Below are 16,900 nucleotides of genomic sequence, written 5' to 3' on the forward strand. Positions count from 1 at the left end.
GGGCCGGTCGGACCGCACCTGACGTATGGCCAACTCCCCTCCGTGGCGGGACGATGCCCGCATATGCGCGGGTTACGGGGGCCGAAGGAGGCTCGTCATGGCGGAGCCGGAAGTGGGTGTGACTCCCTACTGGGAGCTGACGTTCGACGCGGACGGGGATGTGAACGCGCGGCAGCGCGACCGGCTGCTGAAGGAGGCGCCGGAGCGGGGCGTCAAGGATCTGATCGTGTTCGCGCACGGCTGGAACAACGACCGGTCGGGGGCGACACGGCTCTACAGCCGGTTCTTCGAACCGTTCCCCGGGCTCGCGCCGAACGCGCGGCTCGGGTTCGTGGGCGTGGTGTGGCCGTCGATGCGGTTCTCCGATGAGCCGATCCCCGACTTCGAGCGGACGGTGACGGCGGCGACCGTGGGGCCGGCTCTGGACAAGGGCACCCGCGGCGGCCTGCTGGAGGTCTTCCCCGGCCGGGCCACCCTGGTCGACCAGATCGGCCGGATGCTCGACCAACAGCCGGACGAGGAAGCCGCGTTGGAGGAGTTCGGGCGGCTCGTACGGCTGCTCGTCGAGCTGCACCCGGAGGCGCCGGGGACGGCGTTCGCCGCGGACACCGCGGCGGCAGCCGGTCCGCAGTGCGACCCGGAGATGTTCCTCGGGGACGCGGCGGAGATGTGCCGGGAGTTCGCACGGGCGCTGGCGGAGGAACGGGCCGGCGCCGACGGCGAACTCGCGGTCGGAGTCGGTGCCGGGGCTGGCACTGGTACCGAGGGAGTCCAGGCGTCCTTCGGGCTTCCCCGGGTCTGGGACGGCGCGCATGAACTGCTGCGGCAGGCAACGTACTTCGCCATGAAGCGGCGCGCGGGCACGGTCGGTGAGCGCGGGCTCGGTCCGCTGGTCGGACGGCTCTCGCAGGTGGCGCCCGGACTGCGGGTGCATCTCGTGGGGCACAGCTTCGGCGGGCGCCTGGTGTCGTTCGCGCTGCGCGGGCTACCCAAGGGCGTTCGCAACGTGAAGTCCGTGACCCTGCTCCAAGCGGCCTTCTCCCACTACGCGTTCGCGGCGCGGCTGCCGCACGACGCGCGGGGCAAGGGCGTCCTGCACGGCCAACAGGACCGTGTCGACGGCCCGTTGGTCTGCTGCTACTCGCGCTTCGACTCGGCGCTCGGGACGGTCTACCCGATGGCCTCCCGGATGGCGGGCGACAGCAGCTCCGCCGCCGATCTCCGGCTTCCCCGTCTTCTGGGCAGCAAGTGGGGGGCGTTGGGGTTCGACGGGGTGCAGGCGGTGGCGGGCACGAAGGGGTTCGAGCTCGCCGACGCGCTGCGGGCGAAGCTGCCCGTGTCGGGGTGCGTGAACATCGACGCGTCCGCGGTGGTGAAGCGCGGCGGAGCCCCGTCGGGGGCCCACAGCGACATCTGCCACCGGGAGTTGGCGCAGGTGGTACTGGCGGCGGGCCGTATCCGGTGACCCGCCGCCAGCCGGTGCCTGTCGTCACCGGTGTGAGGCGAACTCCACGACCTGCTGGTAGGTCGGCCGGTTCTGCCAGCTGATCTTGCCGTGCTTGATGCCGCCCAGCGTGCGCTGGTTGACCGAGTCGGCACACCACTGGTCGCCGGCCGAGCAGAGGTCGTCGCCCGGGTAGACCTGGGCGGCGGTCTTTGCGGCGGCCTCCTTGAGGCTGTTGATCAGGATGGTCCGGCAGGCAGTGAGGCTGCCGCCGCCGCAGTACGGCTTGGCGAGTCCGCCCTCCACGGTCTCACCGAGCACCGCCCGGATGTCCTTGTGGACGTAGCTCCACCAGCCGTACTGGAAGGAGCTTCCGGCGTGCGAGCCGGTGGGCCCGTGTCCGGCCGACGGGGGCTCGTCCACGGGGAGGTTGTTGGTCATGGCGGTGTAGAGGTCGGTGCCGAGGCCGGGTTCGAACTCGGCCTTCACCAGCAGCGGCCACCAGGCGTCCAGGATGCGGATCGCCTCGGCGTTGGCGTACGCCTTGGAACCGGCCGAGGTCTCCTTGCGTTTGGCGCCGGCCGTCACCCAGTCGGACAGTTTCGTCACGGCCGCCGCTGCCGCCGTGTCGGTGACCGGCGAACTGTTCACCACCTTGAGCAACTTGGGCAGTACGTCCTCGGCGCGCAGGTCGGCCAGCGCCGCGTCGGCCATCGCCTTGGTGAGCGACGCCCTGGTGACCCCGCCCGCGGTGACCAGCTTCTTCACCCGGTCCTCCAGGAGGTTGCCGCGGTGGACGGAGCCGTTGCCCCAGGGAGCCGTGGTGTAGTCCTTGGCCTGTTTGTTGTTCCAGGAGATGTAGTAGTCCTGGTCGATGGAGTTGGGGTGGGCGGACGCCGGGGTGTAGTCGGCGGTGTTGGTCGTCGGCGTCCAGTTCTTCCACTCGTACGCGGGCTGCGCCCAGACCGGGAACTCGGCGTCGACACCGTTGGCGCGGACCGGGTTGTCGCCGCTGTTGTAGTACGCGGTGTGCTGCGAGTCGGCGTAGAACCAGTTGAAGGTGTAGTTGATGTGCTGCACCGCCGACTGGAAGGTCTGCGGGCTCTTCACGTAGTCGGGGTCGTTGAGCATCTGGAAGCCGATGATCGAGTCGGCCTCGTGCATGTAGGAGGAGCGCAGGGTGGTGTACGCGACCCGTTTGCCGTCGACCGTGGCGCGGTGCGTCACCGGGCCGTACTTGGTGCGCCAGACCTGCATGCGGTACGAGCCGGCCGCGGTGCCGTCGGCGGTGGTGGGCTTCCAGGCGTTGGTCTGCTCGATCTTGTCCATGGCCGTGCAGGTGCCGCGGTAGAGGTAGTGGGTGTCGTCCTGGCACAGCTCGACCGCGTAGGTGTCGATGATGTCCTGGCCGGAGGTCGTGGCGCTCCACGCGTAGTCCTGGCCGCGGCCGAGTTCGACGTACATGCTCAGGCCCGCGAAGGAGGCGCCGCGGGCGCTGAGGCCGGGGCCCTGGATCTCCTGGAGCATCAGCAGCTGTGGCGCGAAATAGCCGGTCTGTGGTCCGAAGACGGCGATCGGGTTGCCGCTCGCCGTGCTCTTGCCGCTCACCACGAGGGCGTTGGACATGCCGCGCTTCGCCGAGCTGAGGGCGCTCGCTGTCGCCGCGGCGGACGTCCCGGTGGCCGTGGTGGTGGCCGCGCTGCCGGTGCGGTCGTAGACCAGGGGTTCCTCGGCGACCGAGCCCGCGGCGGGCAGGGCCTCGCCCTGGGGGTCGGCCGGCTTGGTGGCGTACGGGAAGCTCTCGCCGTTGTGGACGGTGAGCACGGCCTCGGGGTCGTTGCGCTCGCGGAAGGACTCCCAGACCTTGGTGCCCTCCTCCACGCCGTACTTGGACTGGGCGGCGAGGAGCGAGATGGCGTTGTTGACCTCGCCGCCGCCCCCGGAGCCGAAGAGCGCGCCGATGACCGAGGCGAGCGCGACCAGGTCGGTCTCCTTGAAGTGCTCGATGGTCCCGGCGTTGGTGACGGAGTCCTTGTGGCCGGTCAGGACGTACTCGCCGGGGAAGTAGCGACCGCTGTCGGAGGCGTCGATGTAGGCGTTGATGCCGGCGATGTAGGCCCGGACGTCGGCGAGGGCCTGCTGGCCGCGGGCGCCGTTCGTGGCGACGGCGTTGTCGATCTGGGCCTGGAGATCGGCCTCGGTGTAGGGGGCGTGGCGCCAGAACTCCTGCTCAAGGCCCTGGTTGGAGGGGGCGCCGCCGGCGAAGGGGGTCAGCTTGCCGCGTCCGACGTGCCGGAAGACGTCCATCAGCCACAGCCGGTCCTGGGCTGCCGCGTACCCGGCGCCGAACTCCGTGCCGTAACGCGTGGTCCCTGTGATGTGCGGCACACCGGTCTTCTTGTCGCGGACGATGGTGACGTCGGTGCGTCCGGCGGGCTTCAGGGTCGACTCGACCTGGTCGGCGGGGACCCCGAACGAGGCGTCCCTGAAGAAGTCGTTGATCTTGGCGTCGGTGAGTCCGGAGTAGCCCGACGCGAGGTTGCCGTAGGGCGCGAGCTGGTCGTCCGCGTGTGCGGGCTGGGTGCCGAAGGCCTGGTTCAGGATGATCTCGGCGAGGGTCGCGTTGCCGTTCTGACCCGCCGGGAGGATGTCCGAACACCGGCCGCCGCAGTAGTCATTGGCGGCTGCCGCGGCCGGCGCCGAGGCGGGCTGCGCGGCGGCCGTCTGGGAAAGCGGAGACAAAAGACCGGCAACGAGTGCGCATATGGATGCGCCCTTGAGGAACTTGGTGAATCTGCGGGGAGTTCTCTGTCTGTCGAGGATGGTGCGTGGGGTACGCCGGGGCATGGCTGGCTCCTCGCGACGGGGGTGAGCCGGACGTTACCGCCGGTATCCCCGCGTTTGAAGATGAACATGCGTCACTTTTGGCGCCGGAGAGGTCGACGGATCCCCCGACGCACCGTCGGCCGCAGCGGCCGACGGCGAGAAGCAGACGGTGGACGGCCGAGAACCGTCTGGCGGGCAGTCCGGAATCGCCCGATTGGGGGCTTTCCGGAAGCCGCCGAAAAACAGATGGAGCCGAATCGCGTGTCGATACGTCTATTCGGCGACGTCCTTTCGACGACGCCGAAGTGACCGAAGTACAGGTGCAGGTGTGACGGAGGTGCAGGGCGATGGCGGGCTTTCGGAGTCTGGCGAGACAGGTGCGCGACCCGAGGAGCGATCTGGCACTGCGGCGCTATTCACTGCGCAAGTGCCTTGAGAGGTTCGCTCCTTACGGTCACCGGGCGACCTGGGACCATCTGTGCTCCCGGGCCGGGTTCGGCCCCGAGGACCGGTCCCCCGATCCAGCGCGGCTCGTGGCCGCACTGGACGAACTGGAGGAGGCGCGCTCCGTATGGCTCGCCTACGAGGTCGAGTTCGCACAGCGCCGCAAGAAGGAGAAGCACGACGGTCTGCGCAGCCCCGGCAGCGTGGACGACTGGCACCGGCTCACCTGGGGCGGCTTCGGGGTCGCCTGGTGCGACGACCCTCGGGTCCACCCCCATGAGCCGATGGCCGAGGTGCTGCGCCGGCTGATCGCCGCCCTGGAGCGCGAGCCGGGCACCGTCTGCCCGGTCTGCTCGGGCGAGCGCCTCACCTGGAAGTACGACCTGGCCCACGAACCGTCCACGGGTCCGGTCTGCACGGCCTGCGGGATAGTGGTCCCGCGGCCGGTTCTCACGCCCGAGGCCCTGGCAGAAGCCAGAAGAGGGCGTCTATTGGTGTCGGTGGCGAGCTAGGCGTGCCGGGGGTGCGTCGGCGGAACCGCACCCCCGGGCGAATGGTTACGGAGTCTTGACGTCGGTGTGGATGGCGAGCTTGAACTCGGCGAGCATCAGCGGTGTGGAGACCCTCACGTCCCCCGCGCCGCGCACGGAGATCTTCAGCCCGAGCGGCGTCCCCGGGTGGACGAACATCTGCCACATGTAGGTGCGGTACTGGCCGCCGCGGGTGGGTGACATGTCGGTCGTGGCCGTCGAGTTGTAGCCGGTCGAGAGGTTCAGCGGGTCCCGGACGTAGCGCGCCCGGTATTCGAGTCCGGCGGAGTCCGCCTCCCAGAAGACCATCGCGGACAGTACGCCCCAGCCGTCGTGGCTGGGCCAGATCAGGGCCGAGCGGGCGTCGGGGAACGTCGACGCGCTGTCGCCGCCCTGCGCCGGGTCGTGCATGTTCCAGGGGTCGTACTGCTCCTCCCCCGTGACGTACGGGAAGCGCACGAGGTGGTACCCGTCGCCGTCGTACGTGATGGTCTGCGCCCCCGTGTGCGCGGCTTCCCACTTGAGCGAGCAGATGGCCAGGCTCATCGCCTGTTCCTCCTTCGATCTCCGGTTGTCAGTGGCGCCTGGCACCATCGGGGGCATGGTGCAGGTGTGTGTGAACGGGGGACGCGGGTCCGGTGACGGCGCTCTCGTGCCGTTGTCGCCGGGGGCGATGGCCGACTCCGCGGCGGAGGCCGTCGCGGTCGGGGCGTCGGACATCCATGTACATCCCAAGTCCCCCTGTGGAGAAGACACGCTGTCGCCGAAAGCGGTTGCAGCGACGCTGGAGCACATACGTTCCCGGGTCACCGTCCCCGTCGGCGTGACCACCGGCGCCTGGGCCGAGCCCGACCCCGCCGCCCGGGTCGCCCGCGTCCACGAGTGGACCGTCCTGCCCGACCACGCCTCGGTCAACTGGCACGAGCCGGGCGCCGAGCAGGTCGCCGCGGCCCTCCTGGAGCGGGGCGTGGCCGTGGAGGCGGGCATCTGGTCCGACACGGACGGAGCCGCCCGCTTCGCGGCGTCCCCGCTCGGCCCGCGGGTCCTGCGCGTCCTGGCGGAGGTGACGGACCAGGATCCGGAAACGGCGGAGGACTCGGCCCGGGAGCTACTGGCCGCACTCACCTTCACTCACGGCCGCCCCGTCCTGCTGCACGGCGAGGAGGGCGGCACCTGGCCGGTCCTCCGGCTCGCCGGTCGCCTCGGGCTCGCGATGCGGATCGGCCTGGAGGACACGCTGTTCCTGCCGGACGGCCGACGGGCGGCGTCCAACGCGGAGTTGGTGGCGGAGGGGCTGGTCCAGTACGGGAGAGCGCGGCGTTCGTCGTAAGGGGGCGCGGGCGCCTGTCAGGGGCGCGGGGAACTGTGCGACCGCTCCCCACCGGGGCCGCAGGTCACCACCCGGCTCCGGCTCCGGCCGCGCACATACCAGCCCCAAAATCCTTCGCTCCACCCCTTTCCCGTACGGACAGTTGGAGGCGATGAAACCGGTCTGAGGAACCCGAGGAGCCCCGCCATGTCGACGCTGCGCGTCACCGCCGAAGTGCTGACCGTCCACGAGCATCCGAACGCCGACGCGCTCGAACTGGCCCAGGTGGGCCTGTACCGAGCAGTCGTCGCCAAGGGCGTGTACCGCACCGGTGAGACCGCCGTCTACATCCCCGAGCAGTCCGTACTGCCCGAGGACCTGATCGAGGAGCTGGGCCTGACCGGACGCCTCGCGGGAAGCAGGTCGGACCGCGTGAAGGCGGTACGGCTGCGCGGCGAGCTGTCGCAGGGCATCGTCTGCCGGCCGAAGGCGCTGGCCGGCGTCGACCTGGCACGGGCCGCCGCGGACGGCACGGACTTCGCGGAGCGGCTCGGCATCACCAAGTGGGTGCCGCCGATACCGCCCACGATGGACGGCGAGGTCGAGCAGGCTCCCGATCTGCTGCCCTGGGTCGACATCGAGAACATCCAGCGCTACCCGGACATCTTCACCCCGGGCGAGGACGTGGTCCTGACCGAGAAGCTGCACGGCTCGGCCTGCCTGGTCACGTACTTCGCCGAGGACGGCCGCGTCCAGGTCTCCTCGAAGGGCTTCGGCGCCAAGTACCTGGCCCTCACTGAGGACCCGCGCAACCTGTACTGGCGCGCGGTCCACGGCCACGGCGTCGCGGCAGCCGCGGCCCGGCTCGCCGAACGGCTCGGGGCGCGCCGGGTCGGCGTCTTCGGCGAGGTGTACGGAGCGGGCGTTCAGGACCTCACGTACGGCGCCGACGGCCGCCGCGAGACGCTCGGGTACGCGGTGTTCGACGTGTCCGCGGAGATCGACGGCGAGGTCCGCTGGCTGGACGCGACGGAGCTGCTCACGGGCGAACTGCCGCTCGTGCCACGGCTCTACGAGGGTCCGTACGACATCGGCCGCGTCCTGGAGTTCGCCTCCGGGCGCGAGACGGTGTCCGGGCAGGGGCTGCATCTGCGCGAGGGTGTCGTGATCAGGCCCGTCACCGAGCGGTACAGCCCGGTGACGGGCGGCCGGGCCGTCGCGAAGGCGGTCAGCCCGGCGTATCTGACACGCAAGGGCGGCACGGAGTACGAGTGAGGAGGGGCCCGGGGCTTCAAGAGCCCCGGGTCTCAGGAGCCCAGTGGCCGCTTCAGCCGCAGGCCCTGGGCTCCTCGTCCGGCTGCTCGCGCTGCTTCCTGGTGCCCGGGCGTTCCACCATCAGGCGGGAGCCGCTCTGCCGTTCGCCGAAGACGTCGTCGGGGTTGGACAGGACACAGGTCTCCAGCGAGAGACAGCCACAGCCGATGCAGTCCGTGAGGTGATCGCGCAGGCGGCCCAACTGCTTGATGCGCTCGTCGAGTTCGGACCGCCAGGCCTCCGAGAGGCGGGCCCAGTCCTCGCGCGTGGGAGTGCGCTCCTCGGGCAGCTCGGCGAGCGCGTCGCGGATCGTGGCCAGCGGGATCCCGACGCGCTGCGCGGCCCGTACGAAGGCGACCCGGCGCAGTGCGTCGCGGTGGTAGCGGCGCTGATTGCCTGTCGTGCGGCGGCTGCTGATGAGGCCCTTGGACTCGTAGAAGTGCAGGGCCGAGACGGCGGCGCCGCTACGGGCCGACAGCTGGCCGACCGTGAGTTCATGGATCTTCTCGGGAATCTGGGGCACCCCTCGAAGCCTACCCATGCCGTCGGCCTGCCTCGCCCGCCGTCCTCGTCGCGCGTGACTCGTCATTCGTCACTCGTCATTCGTCACGCTTCCGGTCCGTTGACAGGAAACCCTCGCCCTACCATGCTAAGCAGTTGCTTAGACATTGCTACGCGGGAGGCCAGGGACATGGCAGAGCCGAGGATCTTCACGTCCGCCGACGAACTGAAGGCGGCGGTGGGCGAGCAGTTGGGGTACAGCGCCTGGCTGGAGGTCGACCAGAAGCGGATCGATCTGTTCGCCGACGCGACAGGGGACCACCAGTGGATTCACGTGGACCCCGAGAAGGCCGCGGCGGGTCCCTTCGGGACGACCATCGCCCACGGGTATCTGACGTTGTCGCTGCTGCCGCTGTTCGGGCCTCAGCTGATCACGGTCGAGGGCGTCAGGATGGGCGTCAACTACGGGACGAACAAGGTGCGTTTTCCCGCTCCGGTGCCGGTGGGGTCGCGGCTGCGCGCGACGGCGAAGATCACGGGCGTTGACGAGGTGCCCGGTGGCGTGCAGGTGTCCGTCGGTTTCACCGTGGAGCGCGAGGGGGGCGACAAGCCGGTCTGCGTGGCCGAGTCCGTGTCCCGGTACTACTTCTGAACTGCTTCTGACCCGGTCGCGTGTGGGCTGCGGGCCGGTTGCGGCCGGCCGTGCCCCGCGGCGCAGCCGCTGATGTCACGGCCCCGCGCCCCTATCGGGGCTCCGCCCCGACCATCCTCAGGACCAGGTCCGCGTAGAGGGTGCCCACCTCGTCCGGCGTCCTCGTGCCGTTGACGTTGAACCAGCGGGCCACGTCGATGCACAGGGAGAGGACCGCGAGGGTGGTTCCCGGGACGTCCGGGACGTCGAAGTCGCCCGCCGCCACGCCGTCCTGGATGATGCCGCGGACCTCGGCGTCGACCTGGCGGCGCAGGGCGATGATCTCGGCCCGGGCGTCCGGGCCGAGCGAGTCCAGTTCGTACTGCACGACCCGTGCGGTGGTGCGCCCGCCGGCGTGCCAGCGGACGAAGGAGCTCACGGCGTCCGCCAGCCGCTCGGCGGCACTGCCCTCGCCCTGGGCCGCCGTCCGCAGGATCTCCAGGGCTTTCTCGTGCCCGATCCTGCTGATCCGGTGGAGCAGTTCTTCCTTGGTCTTGTAGTGGATGTAGAGCGCGGCCGGGCTCATCCCCGCCCGGCCGGCGATGTCACGGGTCGTCGTCGCGTGGTACCCGCGCTCGGCGAAGGCCTCCACGGCGGCGACGAGCAGCCGCCGGGCCGCGTCCGGGGTGACCTCGGCCCACGGCGGCATCTCCGCACCGGCCGTCTCCTCCGCCGTACTCATCGCTGGTTCGCCCCTTCCACTGGCAGAACGAACACCATACCTCCGATGCTGAGCGGGCGCTTAGAGTGCCCGATCAGAGGCGTGGAAAACCCGCGCAGAGCTTCACCGCCCGACGGCTTCCGGCGTCACAGCTTCTCGAAGGGGTCATGTGCGGCGAGGAGCTTCTCCAGGCGGGCCTGGTCGACCCGGCTGACGATCTGCCCGGCCTCCTGACGGTCGCGGATCACCTTGGCGAGGGTGAAGGCGGAGGTGACGAGGTAGAGGACGGCGATCCCCAGGAAGGCGCGCACCCAGGTGTCGGCCTCCAGCTTGAAGATGCCGATGGTGGTGGCGACGACGGCGACGCCGAACGATAGGACCGCCTGGCCGTAGAAGGCGGCGGTGTTCTGCTGCTTGACCGGTGTCTCACTCATGCGCACCAGAGTCGGCCCGCGCGGCCGGAATCACATCCGCTCGCGTACTCAGACGCGTACTCAGAAGGCCGAAATCCCCGTCAGCGCACGGCCGATGACCAGTTTCTGGATCTGGCTGGTGCCTTCGTAGAGGGTCATCACGCGGGCGTCGCGCAGCAGCTTGCCGACCGGGTACTCGTCGATGTAGCCGTAGCCGCCGAAGACCTGGAGGGCGTTGTTCGCGGCGCGCACGGCGGCCTCCGAGGCGAAGAGCTTGGCCTTGGAGGACTCGGTGGCGAACGGCTCGCCCCGGTCGACGAGATCAGCGACGCGCCAGGTGAGCAGCCTGGCCGCGTCGACGTCCACGGCGATGTCGCTGAGCAGTTCCTGGACGAGCTGGTGGTGGGCGATGGTCTTGCCGAACTGCTCGCGCTCGGTCGCGTACGTCACGGCGGCGTCCAGCGCGGCCTGGGCGATGCCGACACAGCCGGCCGCGACGGACATCCGCCCCTTGGCCAGCGCGGACATGGCGATGGAGAAGCCCTTGCCCTCGGGTCCGAGCATCGTCGAGGCCGGCACGCGGACGTCCTCGAGGACCAGCTCGGCGGTGGCCTGGCCGCGCAGTCCGAGCTTGCCGTGGACGGTGCGGCGGGTCAGGCCGGGGGTGTCGGTGGGCACGAGGAAGGCGGAGACGCCCTTGTGGCCCGGGGCGTCGGTCGAGCGGGCGAAGAGCAGCACGACGTCGGCCCAGGTGCCGTTGGTGATGAACATCTTGCTGCCGCTGATCACGTAGTCGTCGCCGTCGCGCACCGCACTGGTCGACAGGTTGCCCGCGTCGGATCCCGTGCCCGGTTCGGTGAGGCCGAAGCAGCCGACGTACGCACCCGAGGTGAGCCCCGGCAGCCACTGCCGCTTCTGCTCCTCGCTCCCCCAGGACGCGATGGTCTTGGCGACGAGGCCGAGGGAGACCGAGACGATGCCGCGGACCGAGGAGTCGCCCCGGCCCAGCTCCTCCGTCACCAGGCAGTACGCGAGGTGGTCGCCGCCGGATCCGCCGTACTCCTCGTCGACCGTGAGCCCCAGGAAGCCGACGTCGCCGAGCTTCTTCACGATCGAGCGGTCGACCTCCTCGGCCCGGTCCCAGGCGACGACGTGCGGGGCGATCTCCCGCTCGACGAAGTCCCTGGCGAGCCGTCGGACGGCGGTCTGCTCCTCGCTGAGCCCCAGGTTCATGGCGAGTCCTCCCGGTCGAAGGCCACGTGACGGCCGCGACTTGACTGCCGCAGCATTAAATTAGCACTGCTAGTTTACGGTTCGCAGCCCTACTATGTGCGCCATGGCCAGACCGCGCAAGCCCCTCCTCAGCACCGACCGGATCGTCGGGGCGGCCCGGACGCTGGTGGACGCCGAGGGCCTGGCCGCCGTCTCGACGCGCCGGCTCGCCGCCGAACTGGGCGTGAGCGGTCCGTCCCTCTACAACCACTTCCGGACGAAGGACCAGATCCTGGAGGCGGTCGCGGACTCCGTGAGCGCACAGGTCGACCTGTCGATGTTCGAGGACGGGCGCGACTGGCGCACCGCACTGCACGACTGGGCCGTCTCCTACCGGGCCGCCCTCCGCGACCACCCGAACATCGTCCCGGTCCTGGCCCGCGGCCCCGGCCGCCGCCCGGCCGGACTGCGGCTCGCCGACGCCGTCTTCGGTGCGATGGTCGAGGCGGGATGGCCTCCGGCGCAGGCCACGTCCATCGGCGCGCTGATGCGGTACTTCGTGATGGGCTCCGCGCTGGGATCGTTCGCCGGGGGCTTCGTGGACGACGAGACCGCGTACGACCCCGCCGACTATCCGCATCTCGGGCAGGCCCACCTCCTCGCCGAACAGCAGGAGAAGATCGACGAACGGGCCTTCGAGACGGGACTCAGGGCGTTGCTGGACGGGCTGGCGCTGCAGTTCGAGGGGTTGCGCGGGGACTAGGCGTTCCGCCGCCTGCCGTTCTTCGGCCCTCGGGCCGTACGTGGCTGGTCGCGCCCCCGCGGATCGATACAGCCCCGCGCCCCTTACAGGGCGCTCATCCTTCGGTGCCCGCCGAACTGTGTGTCGCGCATGCTGGGTGCATGACCTCCTCACGGACAGGGGCCGCCGGGGCTGCCGGGCTCGCCGCGCTCGCCTCCCTGGTCGCCGACGAGACGCGGGCCGGGTTCCTGCTGGCGCTGCTCGACGGGCGGGCGTGGACCGCCGGGGAACTGGCCCGGCATGCGGGGGTCGCCGCGTCGACGGCCAGCGAGCACCTGGGCAAGCTCGTCGCGGGCGGACTGCTCGCCGAGGAACGGCAGGGGCGGCACCGGTACGTACGGCTGGCCGACGCGCGGGTCGCCCAGCTCGTCGAGGACCTCGCCGCCCAGGTCTCGCCGACGGCCGCCGTACGACCCCGCACCCTGCGCGAGGCCGGCGCGGGCAGCGCGATGGCCCGGGGCCGCACCTGCTACGACCACCTGGCCGGCCGCCTCGGCATCGCCGTCACCGACGCGCTGACCGGGCTCGGACTGCTCCGGCAGGACACGGGGTTCGCCCTCACCGACGAAGGGGTGCGCTGGTTCGACGGCCTCGGAGTCCCCCTCGTACGCACCGGACGCCGCCCGCTCGCCCGGGCCTGCCTGGACTGGACGGAACGCCGTCCCCATCTCGCCGGCATCGCGGGAGCGGCCCTGTGCCGGCACGCCCTGGACACGGGCTGGTGCGTACGCATCGGCTCGGAGCGGGCCGTGAAGGTCACGGCTGAGGGCGAACGGGCGTTGTCGGAACTGCTGGGAATCCAGCCGGAGACGCTCCACTGACCCGCGCCCGCGCGGAGGTACGCCCGGTCCGGAAGCGGAGGTACGCCCGGTCCGAAAACCGCGAGCCCTTTCCGGTCTCCCCACCTAGCCTCTGGAACGTGATGAAGTCTCTCCACTCCCCCCGCCGTACGGAACTGCTCGCGGCCGGAGCCGCGACGATCACCGTGCTGCTGTGGGCCTCCGCGTTCGTGTCCATCCGAAGTGCGGGCGAGGCGTACGCGCCCGGTGCGCTGGCGCTCGGCCGGCTGCTCGCCGGGGTGCTGGTCCTCGGCGTGATCTGTCTGATACGCCGGGAGGGGCTGCCGCCGCGCGCCGCCTGGCCGGGCATCGTGGTGTCCGGGCTGCTCTGGTTCGGGCTCTACATGGTGGTGCTCAACTGGGGTGAACAGAAGGTCGACGCGGGCACCGCCGCCCTCGTGGTGAACGTCGGCCCGCTGATCATGGCGCTGCTGGCGGGGTGGCTGCTCAAGGAGGGGCTGCCGCCGAGGCTGCTCGCCGGGATGGCCGTGTCGTTCGCGGGAGCGGCGGTCGTCGGCCTGTCGATGTCCGGCGAGGGCAGCGCCTCCGTGCTCGGCGTGCTGCTCTGTCTGCTCGCCGCGGTGGCGTACGCGGGCGGTGTGGTCGCCCAGAAGCCGGCCCTGCGGCACGGTTCCGCGCTCCAGGTGACGACGTTCGGCTGCGCGATCGGGGCGGTCGCCTGTCTGCCGTTCGCCGGGCAACTGGTCTCGGACGCCGCCGACGCCCCGCTGTCCGCGACTCTCAACATGGTGTACCTGGGCGTCTTCCCGACCGCCCTCGCGTTCACCACCTGGGCGTTCGCGCTGGCCCGTACGACGGCCGGAAAGATGGGGGCCACGACGTACGCGGTGCCCGCGCTGGTGGTGCTGATGTCCTGGGTGGCGCTCGACGAGGTGCCGGGCTGGATCACGCTCGTCGGCGGGCTGGTGTGTCTGGCGGGGGTGGCGGTGTCACGGTCGCGGCCGCGAACGGCCGCCGCGGCGGCGGAAGTTGGGCCTGCGGCTGCCGCCGGGCCCGTCGCCGCGGCCCCGGAGACGAATCCGGAGCCGCAGCGCGAGCAGGCCTAGGCGGCCCGGCCTCTCAGCGTGAACGCGCCCTGTCCGCAAGGACCTTGATCGATCCGAGCGCGATCACGGCGAGCCCGATGATGTACGCGGACACCGACATCGACGTGCCCGTCGTCTCCAGCAGGAGCACCATCACGAAGGGCGCGAGTCCGCCGCCCAGGACGGCTGCGATCTGGTAGCCGAGCGAGGCGCCCGTGTACCGCATCTCGGGGGTGAACAGCTCGGCGAACAGGGCGGCCTGCGGCCCGTACATGATGCTGAGGAAACAGCTGGCGACGAACGTGCCGACCGCCAGCCACAGCAGCGAGCCCGTGTCGATCAGCAGGAACATCGGTACGGCCCACAGGGCGATGCCGGCCGCGCCGAGACCGTAGATCCGGATGCGGCCGATGCGGTCGGAGAGCGCGGCGGACGCGGGGATCAGGACGAGCTGGGTGAGGCTCACGCAGAGGGAGACCGTGAGGACTGCGCCGCGGTTCATGTCGAGTTCGCGGGTCGTGTAGTCGAGGACGCCGGTGATCAGGATGTAGAAGGTCGCGGTGTTCACGGCGAACGAACCGCCCGCGAGGAAGACCGTGCCGAGGTGGCCGCGGAGGATGGTGCGCAGTGGGGAGTTCCGCGCGCCGTCGCCGCCCTTTCCCTTGCCTGCTCCCTGTTCTGTCGCCTGTCCCTTCTCTTCCCTCTCCTTCTCGGCCAGGGCCCGTTCGGCCGCCCGGAACTCCGGGGTCTCCTCGACGTGCTTGTGGATGTACCAGGCGAGTACGAGGACCAGCAGGCCGACCAGGAACGGGAGCCGCCATCCCCACGCCGCGAACGCCGACTCGCTGGTGAACGCACCTGCGAGGAGGAAGACCGAGTTGGCGGTCACCACGCCGATGGGGACGCCGAGTTGGACGAAGCTGCCGTAGATGCCCCGCTTGCCTTCCGGGGCGTACTCGGTGGCCAGGAGCATCGCGCCGCCCCACTGGGCGCCGACCGCGATGCCCTGCATGACGCGGAGCGTGACGAGCAGGACCGGGGCGGCGATGCCGATCGTCTCGTACGTGGGGAGGAGGCCGATGCCCGTCGTGGCCACGCCCATCAGGGTCAGGGCCAGGACCAGCATGGGCTTGCGGCCCCGTTTGTCGCCGAGGTGGCCTGCGATCACTCCGCCGAAGGGGCGGGCGAAGAAGCCGACCGCGAAGGTGGCGAACGAGGCGAGGACTCCTGCGGAGGAGCTGCCTGCGGGGAAGTACAGGTCTCCGAGGACGAGGGCTGCCGCTATGCCGAAGACGAAGTAGTCGTACCACTCGACTGCTGAGGCGAGGGCGGCGGCCGTTGCCCCTTTGCGGCGGTTTCTGGCGTCTTGGGCTGGGGTGGATGTGCTGGGGAGAGCGGAAGGAGCGGTGTCCATGCGGTGCACACTCCGGTGGGTGCGGGGACGTTCGCGGCAACGTACTGACCGGACGGTATGTGGGTCAACGGGTGTGCCAGGATCGGTTTTTCTTCGCCCCCGCCGCCCCTACCCATTCCCGTCCCTTTTCAGGGGCTCCGCCCCCGAACCCCCGCTCCTCAAACGCCGGAGGGGCTGAAGAATTCGCGGCCGGGGCTGAACTTCTATAGCCCAGTCCAGGCACATCTCAGCCCGTCCGGCGTTTGAGGACGAGGCCGTTCAGGCCGATAGCGGGGGTCTGGGGGCGCAGCCCCCAGGGACGGGACGGGTAGGGGCGGCGGGGGCGAAGAAAGGTCTGCGGCGGGGGCGGCCTAGAACACCACCACCGCCCGGCCCCCCTTCCCCGCCAGCATGTTCTCGAAGGCCGACGGGATGCCGTCCAGGGCGATCCGTTCGGTTACGAGGGAGCCCAGGTCCAGGCGCCCCGCGCGGACGTGGTCGGCAAGGAGCGGCAGGTCTCGGGCCGGATCCGAGTTGCCGTAGACGCAACCGGAGAGCGTACGACCCCAGTGGAAGAGTTCGAGGGCGTTGAAGGTGACCTGCTGGTCCTTCCCACCGATGCCGACGACCGTCGTACGCCCGCCCCGGCGAGTGGATTCCCAGGCCGCACGGATCGTGACGGCCCGGCCCACGCACTCCACCGCCACATCAACCCCCTGCTTGCCGGTGAGCCCCCGGATCTCCCGCGCGGTGGTGTCGGACGCGACGACATACTCCGTCGCCCCGGCCGCCCGCGCCAGGGACTCCTTCTCCGGCGACACATCCACCGCCACGATCGTCGACGCACCCGCGATCCGCGCGGCCTGGATCGCCGCGAGACCGACCCCGCCCACCCCGAACACGGCCACGGTCTCCCCGGTCCGTACTCGCGCCGAGTAGTGGACGGCCCCGTACCCGGTGAGCACGGCGCAGCCGAGCAGCGCCGCGTCCGTGAGCGGAATCCCGTCCGGCGCGGGGAGCACACACGCACCCGCCACCACCGTCTCCTCGGCGAACGCGGCGACGTTCAGCCCGGGATACAGCTCGGCCCCGTCGGAGGAGCGCCGCGCGTACACCTCCCCCGCGCCCACCAGCGCGTTGGCGCACAGCCACACCTCGCCCAGCGAGCAGGCGTGGCAACTTCCGCAGGAGGGAGCCCAGTTGAGGACCACCCCGTCCCCGGGCGCGACGTGCGTGACCCCGGGTCCGACGGAGACGACGGTACCCGCCCCCTCGTGGCCGAGCACGGCGGGCACCGGCACCCGCATGGTGCCGTCGGACAGGGAGAGGTCGGAGTGGCAGACCCCGGCCGCGGCCAGCCGGACCCTGACCTGCCCGGGCCCCGGCACCTCCGGCAACTCGATCTCGGTGATCTCCAGCGGAGCCCCGACGGCGGGCAGAACAGCGGCGCGAACCATGTGCGTCGCAGCAGTCAT

The 16,900-nt window shown here is 70.8% G+C and carries 16 protein-coding genes; 8 read left to right on the forward strand and 8 right to left on the reverse strand.

Going from position 1 to position 16,900, the window contains the following annotated elements; all coding sequences use genetic code 11:
• Nucleotides 1-97: 97 nt before the first annotated feature.
• Nucleotides 98-1,465 carry a serine-threonine protein kinase gene (locus tag ACN20J_RS11880; RefSeq protein ID WP_419665864.1) on the forward strand — a complete coding sequence of 456 codons (1,368 nt, stop codon included), beginning with the start codon at nt 98-100 and terminating at the stop codon, nt 1,463-1,465.
• 24 nt (nt 1,466-1,489) lie between these two features.
• On the opposite strand, the gene ACN20J_RS11885 is transcribed toward ACN20J_RS11880, so the two are convergent.
• Nucleotides 1,490-4,291, reverse strand: a complete 2,802-nt coding sequence (locus tag ACN20J_RS11885) for a penicillin acylase family protein (protein ID WP_419665865.1) — start codon at nt 4,289-4,291, stop codon at nt 1,490-1,492.
• 326 nt (nt 4,292-4,617) lie between these two features.
• On the opposite strand from ACN20J_RS11885, the gene ACN20J_RS11890 reads away from it, so the two are divergent.
• Nucleotides 4,618-5,226, forward strand: coding sequence for a hypothetical protein (locus tag ACN20J_RS11890; protein WP_189840104.1), 609 nt, complete (start codon nt 4,618-4,620; stop codon nt 5,224-5,226).
• A 45-nt stretch (nt 5,227-5,271) separates the two neighbouring features.
• Here ACN20J_RS11890 and ACN20J_RS11895 read toward each other — a convergent pair whose 3' ends face one another.
• Nucleotides 5,272-5,790, reverse strand: coding sequence for a hypothetical protein (locus ACN20J_RS11895; RefSeq protein ID WP_419665866.1), 519 nt, complete (start codon nt 5,788-5,790; stop codon nt 5,272-5,274).
• 55 nt (nt 5,791-5,845) lie between these two features.
• Between ACN20J_RS11895 and ACN20J_RS11900 the strand changes: the two genes are divergently transcribed.
• A complete protein-coding gene (locus ACN20J_RS11900) occupies nt 5,846-6,574 on the forward strand; it encodes a 3-keto-5-aminohexanoate cleavage protein (protein WP_419665867.1) in 729 nt (242 codons plus the stop codon).
• Between the two features lie 186 nt (nt 6,575-6,760).
• On the forward strand, nt 6,761-7,828 hold the full coding sequence (locus ACN20J_RS11905; protein ID WP_419665868.1) for an RNA ligase (ATP): 1,068 nt from the start codon (nt 6,761-6,763) through the stop codon (nt 7,826-7,828).
• Nucleotides 7,829-7,880: 52 nt separating this feature from the next.
• Here the strand turns inward: ACN20J_RS11905 and soxR are convergent, their stop codons facing one another.
• A complete protein-coding gene (soxR, locus tag ACN20J_RS11910) occupies nt 7,881-8,390 on the reverse strand; it encodes a redox-sensitive transcriptional activator SoxR (protein ID WP_281402060.1) in 510 nt (169 codons plus the stop codon).
• A 168-nt stretch (nt 8,391-8,558) separates the two neighbouring features.
• Here soxR and ACN20J_RS11915 point away from each other — a divergent pair, with 168 nt between their 5' ends.
• The gene (locus ACN20J_RS11915; RefSeq protein WP_190229420.1) at nt 8,559-9,020 is read left to right on the forward strand and encodes a MaoC family dehydratase; all 462 of its coding nucleotides are present in this window, start codon (nt 8,559-8,561) and stop codon (nt 9,018-9,020) included.
• A 91-nt stretch (nt 9,021-9,111) separates the two neighbouring features.
• Here the strand turns inward: ACN20J_RS11915 and ACN20J_RS11920 are convergent, their stop codons facing one another.
• From ACN20J_RS11920 to ACN20J_RS11930, 3 genes are all read right to left on the reverse strand, one after another.
• Nucleotides 9,112-9,741: a TetR/AcrR family transcriptional regulator gene (locus ACN20J_RS11920; RefSeq protein ID WP_189840110.1), complete on the reverse strand. Its 630-nt coding sequence runs from the start codon at nt 9,739-9,741 to the stop codon at nt 9,112-9,114.
• A 125-nt stretch (nt 9,742-9,866) separates the two neighbouring features.
• On the reverse strand, nt 9,867-10,154 hold the full coding sequence (locus tag ACN20J_RS11925; protein ID WP_055612233.1) for a YiaA/YiaB family inner membrane protein: 288 nt from the start codon (nt 10,152-10,154) through the stop codon (nt 9,867-9,869).
• A 60-nt stretch (nt 10,155-10,214) separates the two neighbouring features.
• A complete protein-coding gene (locus tag ACN20J_RS11930) occupies nt 10,215-11,366 on the reverse strand; it encodes an acyl-CoA dehydrogenase family protein (protein ID WP_189840111.1) in 1,152 nt (383 codons plus the stop codon).
• Nucleotides 11,367-11,469: 103 nt separating this feature from the next.
• Between ACN20J_RS11930 and ACN20J_RS11935 the strand changes: the two genes are divergently transcribed.
• From ACN20J_RS11935 to ACN20J_RS11945, 3 genes are all read left to right on the forward strand, one after another.
• Complete coding sequence (locus tag ACN20J_RS11935) at nt 11,470-12,108, forward strand: TetR/AcrR family transcriptional regulator (RefSeq protein WP_190229421.1); 639 nt, start codon at nt 11,470-11,472, stop codon at nt 12,106-12,108.
• A 140-nt stretch (nt 12,109-12,248) separates the two neighbouring features.
• Nucleotides 12,249-12,968 (forward strand): ArsR/SmtB family transcription factor, encoded by a 720-nt coding sequence (locus ACN20J_RS11940; RefSeq protein WP_190229422.1) that lies wholly within the window; start codon nt 12,249-12,251, stop codon nt 12,966-12,968.
• Between the two features lie 101 nt (nt 12,969-13,069).
• Complete coding sequence (locus ACN20J_RS11945) at nt 13,070-14,053, forward strand: DMT family transporter (protein ID WP_189840233.1); 984 nt, start codon at nt 13,070-13,072, stop codon at nt 14,051-14,053.
• 13 nt (nt 14,054-14,066) lie between these two features.
• Here ACN20J_RS11945 and ACN20J_RS11950 read toward each other — a convergent pair whose 3' ends face one another.
• Both ACN20J_RS11950 and ACN20J_RS11955 read right to left on the reverse strand, forming a co-directional pair.
• Nucleotides 14,067-15,446: an MFS transporter gene (locus ACN20J_RS11950; protein WP_419665869.1), complete on the reverse strand. Its 1,380-nt coding sequence runs from the start codon at nt 15,444-15,446 to the stop codon at nt 14,067-14,069.
• A gap of 350 nt (nt 15,447-15,796) precedes the next feature.
• A complete protein-coding gene (locus tag ACN20J_RS11955; protein WP_419668870.1) occupies nt 15,797-16,882 on the reverse strand; it encodes a Zn-dependent alcohol dehydrogenase in 1,086 nt (361 codons plus the stop codon).
• Between the last annotated feature and the right edge of the window lie 18 nt (nt 16,883-16,900).

Source organism: Streptomyces sp. 2-1, from assembly GCF_048564895.1.
Lineage (GTDB): Bacteria > Actinomycetota > Actinomycetes > Streptomycetales > Streptomycetaceae > Streptomyces > Streptomyces phaeochromogenes.

Excerpts from the sequence above, each read along its gene's own strand:
- ACN20J_RS11950 (WP_419665869.1), bottom strand. The coding sequence starts at position 15,446 with ATGGACACCGCTCCTTCCGCTCTCCCCAGCACATCCACCCCAGCCCAA.
- ACN20J_RS11920 (WP_189840110.1), bottom strand. The coding sequence starts at position 9,741 with ATGAGTACGGCGGAGGAGACGGCCGGTGCGGAGATGCCGCCGTGGGCC.
- ACN20J_RS11905 (WP_419665868.1), top strand. The coding sequence starts at position 6,761 with ATGTCGACGCTGCGCGTCACCGCCGAAGTGCTGACCGTCCACGAGCAT.
- ACN20J_RS11900 (WP_419665867.1), top strand. The coding sequence starts at position 5,846 with ATGGTGCAGGTGTGTGTGAACGGGGGACGCGGGTCCGGTGACGGCGCT.
- ACN20J_RS11885 (WP_419665865.1), bottom strand. The coding sequence starts at position 4,291 with ATGCCCCGGCGTACCCCACGCACCATCCTCGACAGACAGAGAACTCCC.
- ACN20J_RS11915 (WP_190229420.1), top strand. The coding sequence starts at position 8,559 with ATGGCAGAGCCGAGGATCTTCACGTCCGCCGACGAACTGAAGGCGGCG.
- ACN20J_RS11955 (WP_419668870.1), bottom strand. The coding sequence starts at position 16,882 with ATGGTTCGCGCCGCTGTTCTGCCCGCCGTCGGGGCTCCGCTGGAGATC.
- ACN20J_RS11935 (WP_190229421.1), top strand. The coding sequence starts at position 11,470 with ATGGCCAGACCGCGCAAGCCCCTCCTCAGCACCGACCGGATCGTCGGG.
- ACN20J_RS11940 (WP_190229422.1), top strand. The coding sequence starts at position 12,249 with ATGACCTCCTCACGGACAGGGGCCGCCGGGGCTGCCGGGCTCGCCGCG.
- ACN20J_RS11925 (WP_055612233.1), bottom strand. The coding sequence starts at position 10,154 with ATGAGTGAGACACCGGTCAAGCAGCAGAACACCGCCGCCTTCTACGGC.
- ACN20J_RS11930 (WP_189840111.1), bottom strand. The coding sequence starts at position 11,366 with ATGAACCTGGGGCTCAGCGAGGAGCAGACCGCCGTCCGACGGCTCGCC.
- ACN20J_RS11895 (WP_419665866.1), bottom strand. The coding sequence starts at position 5,790 with ATGAGCCTGGCCATCTGCTCGCTCAAGTGGGAAGCCGCGCACACGGGG.
- ACN20J_RS11890 (WP_189840104.1), top strand. The coding sequence starts at position 4,618 with ATGGCGGGCTTTCGGAGTCTGGCGAGACAGGTGCGCGACCCGAGGAGC.
- ACN20J_RS11880 (WP_419665864.1), top strand. The coding sequence starts at position 98 with ATGGCGGAGCCGGAAGTGGGTGTGACTCCCTACTGGGAGCTGACGTTC.
- ACN20J_RS11945 (WP_189840233.1), top strand. The coding sequence starts at position 13,070 with ATGAAGTCTCTCCACTCCCCCCGCCGTACGGAACTGCTCGCGGCCGGA.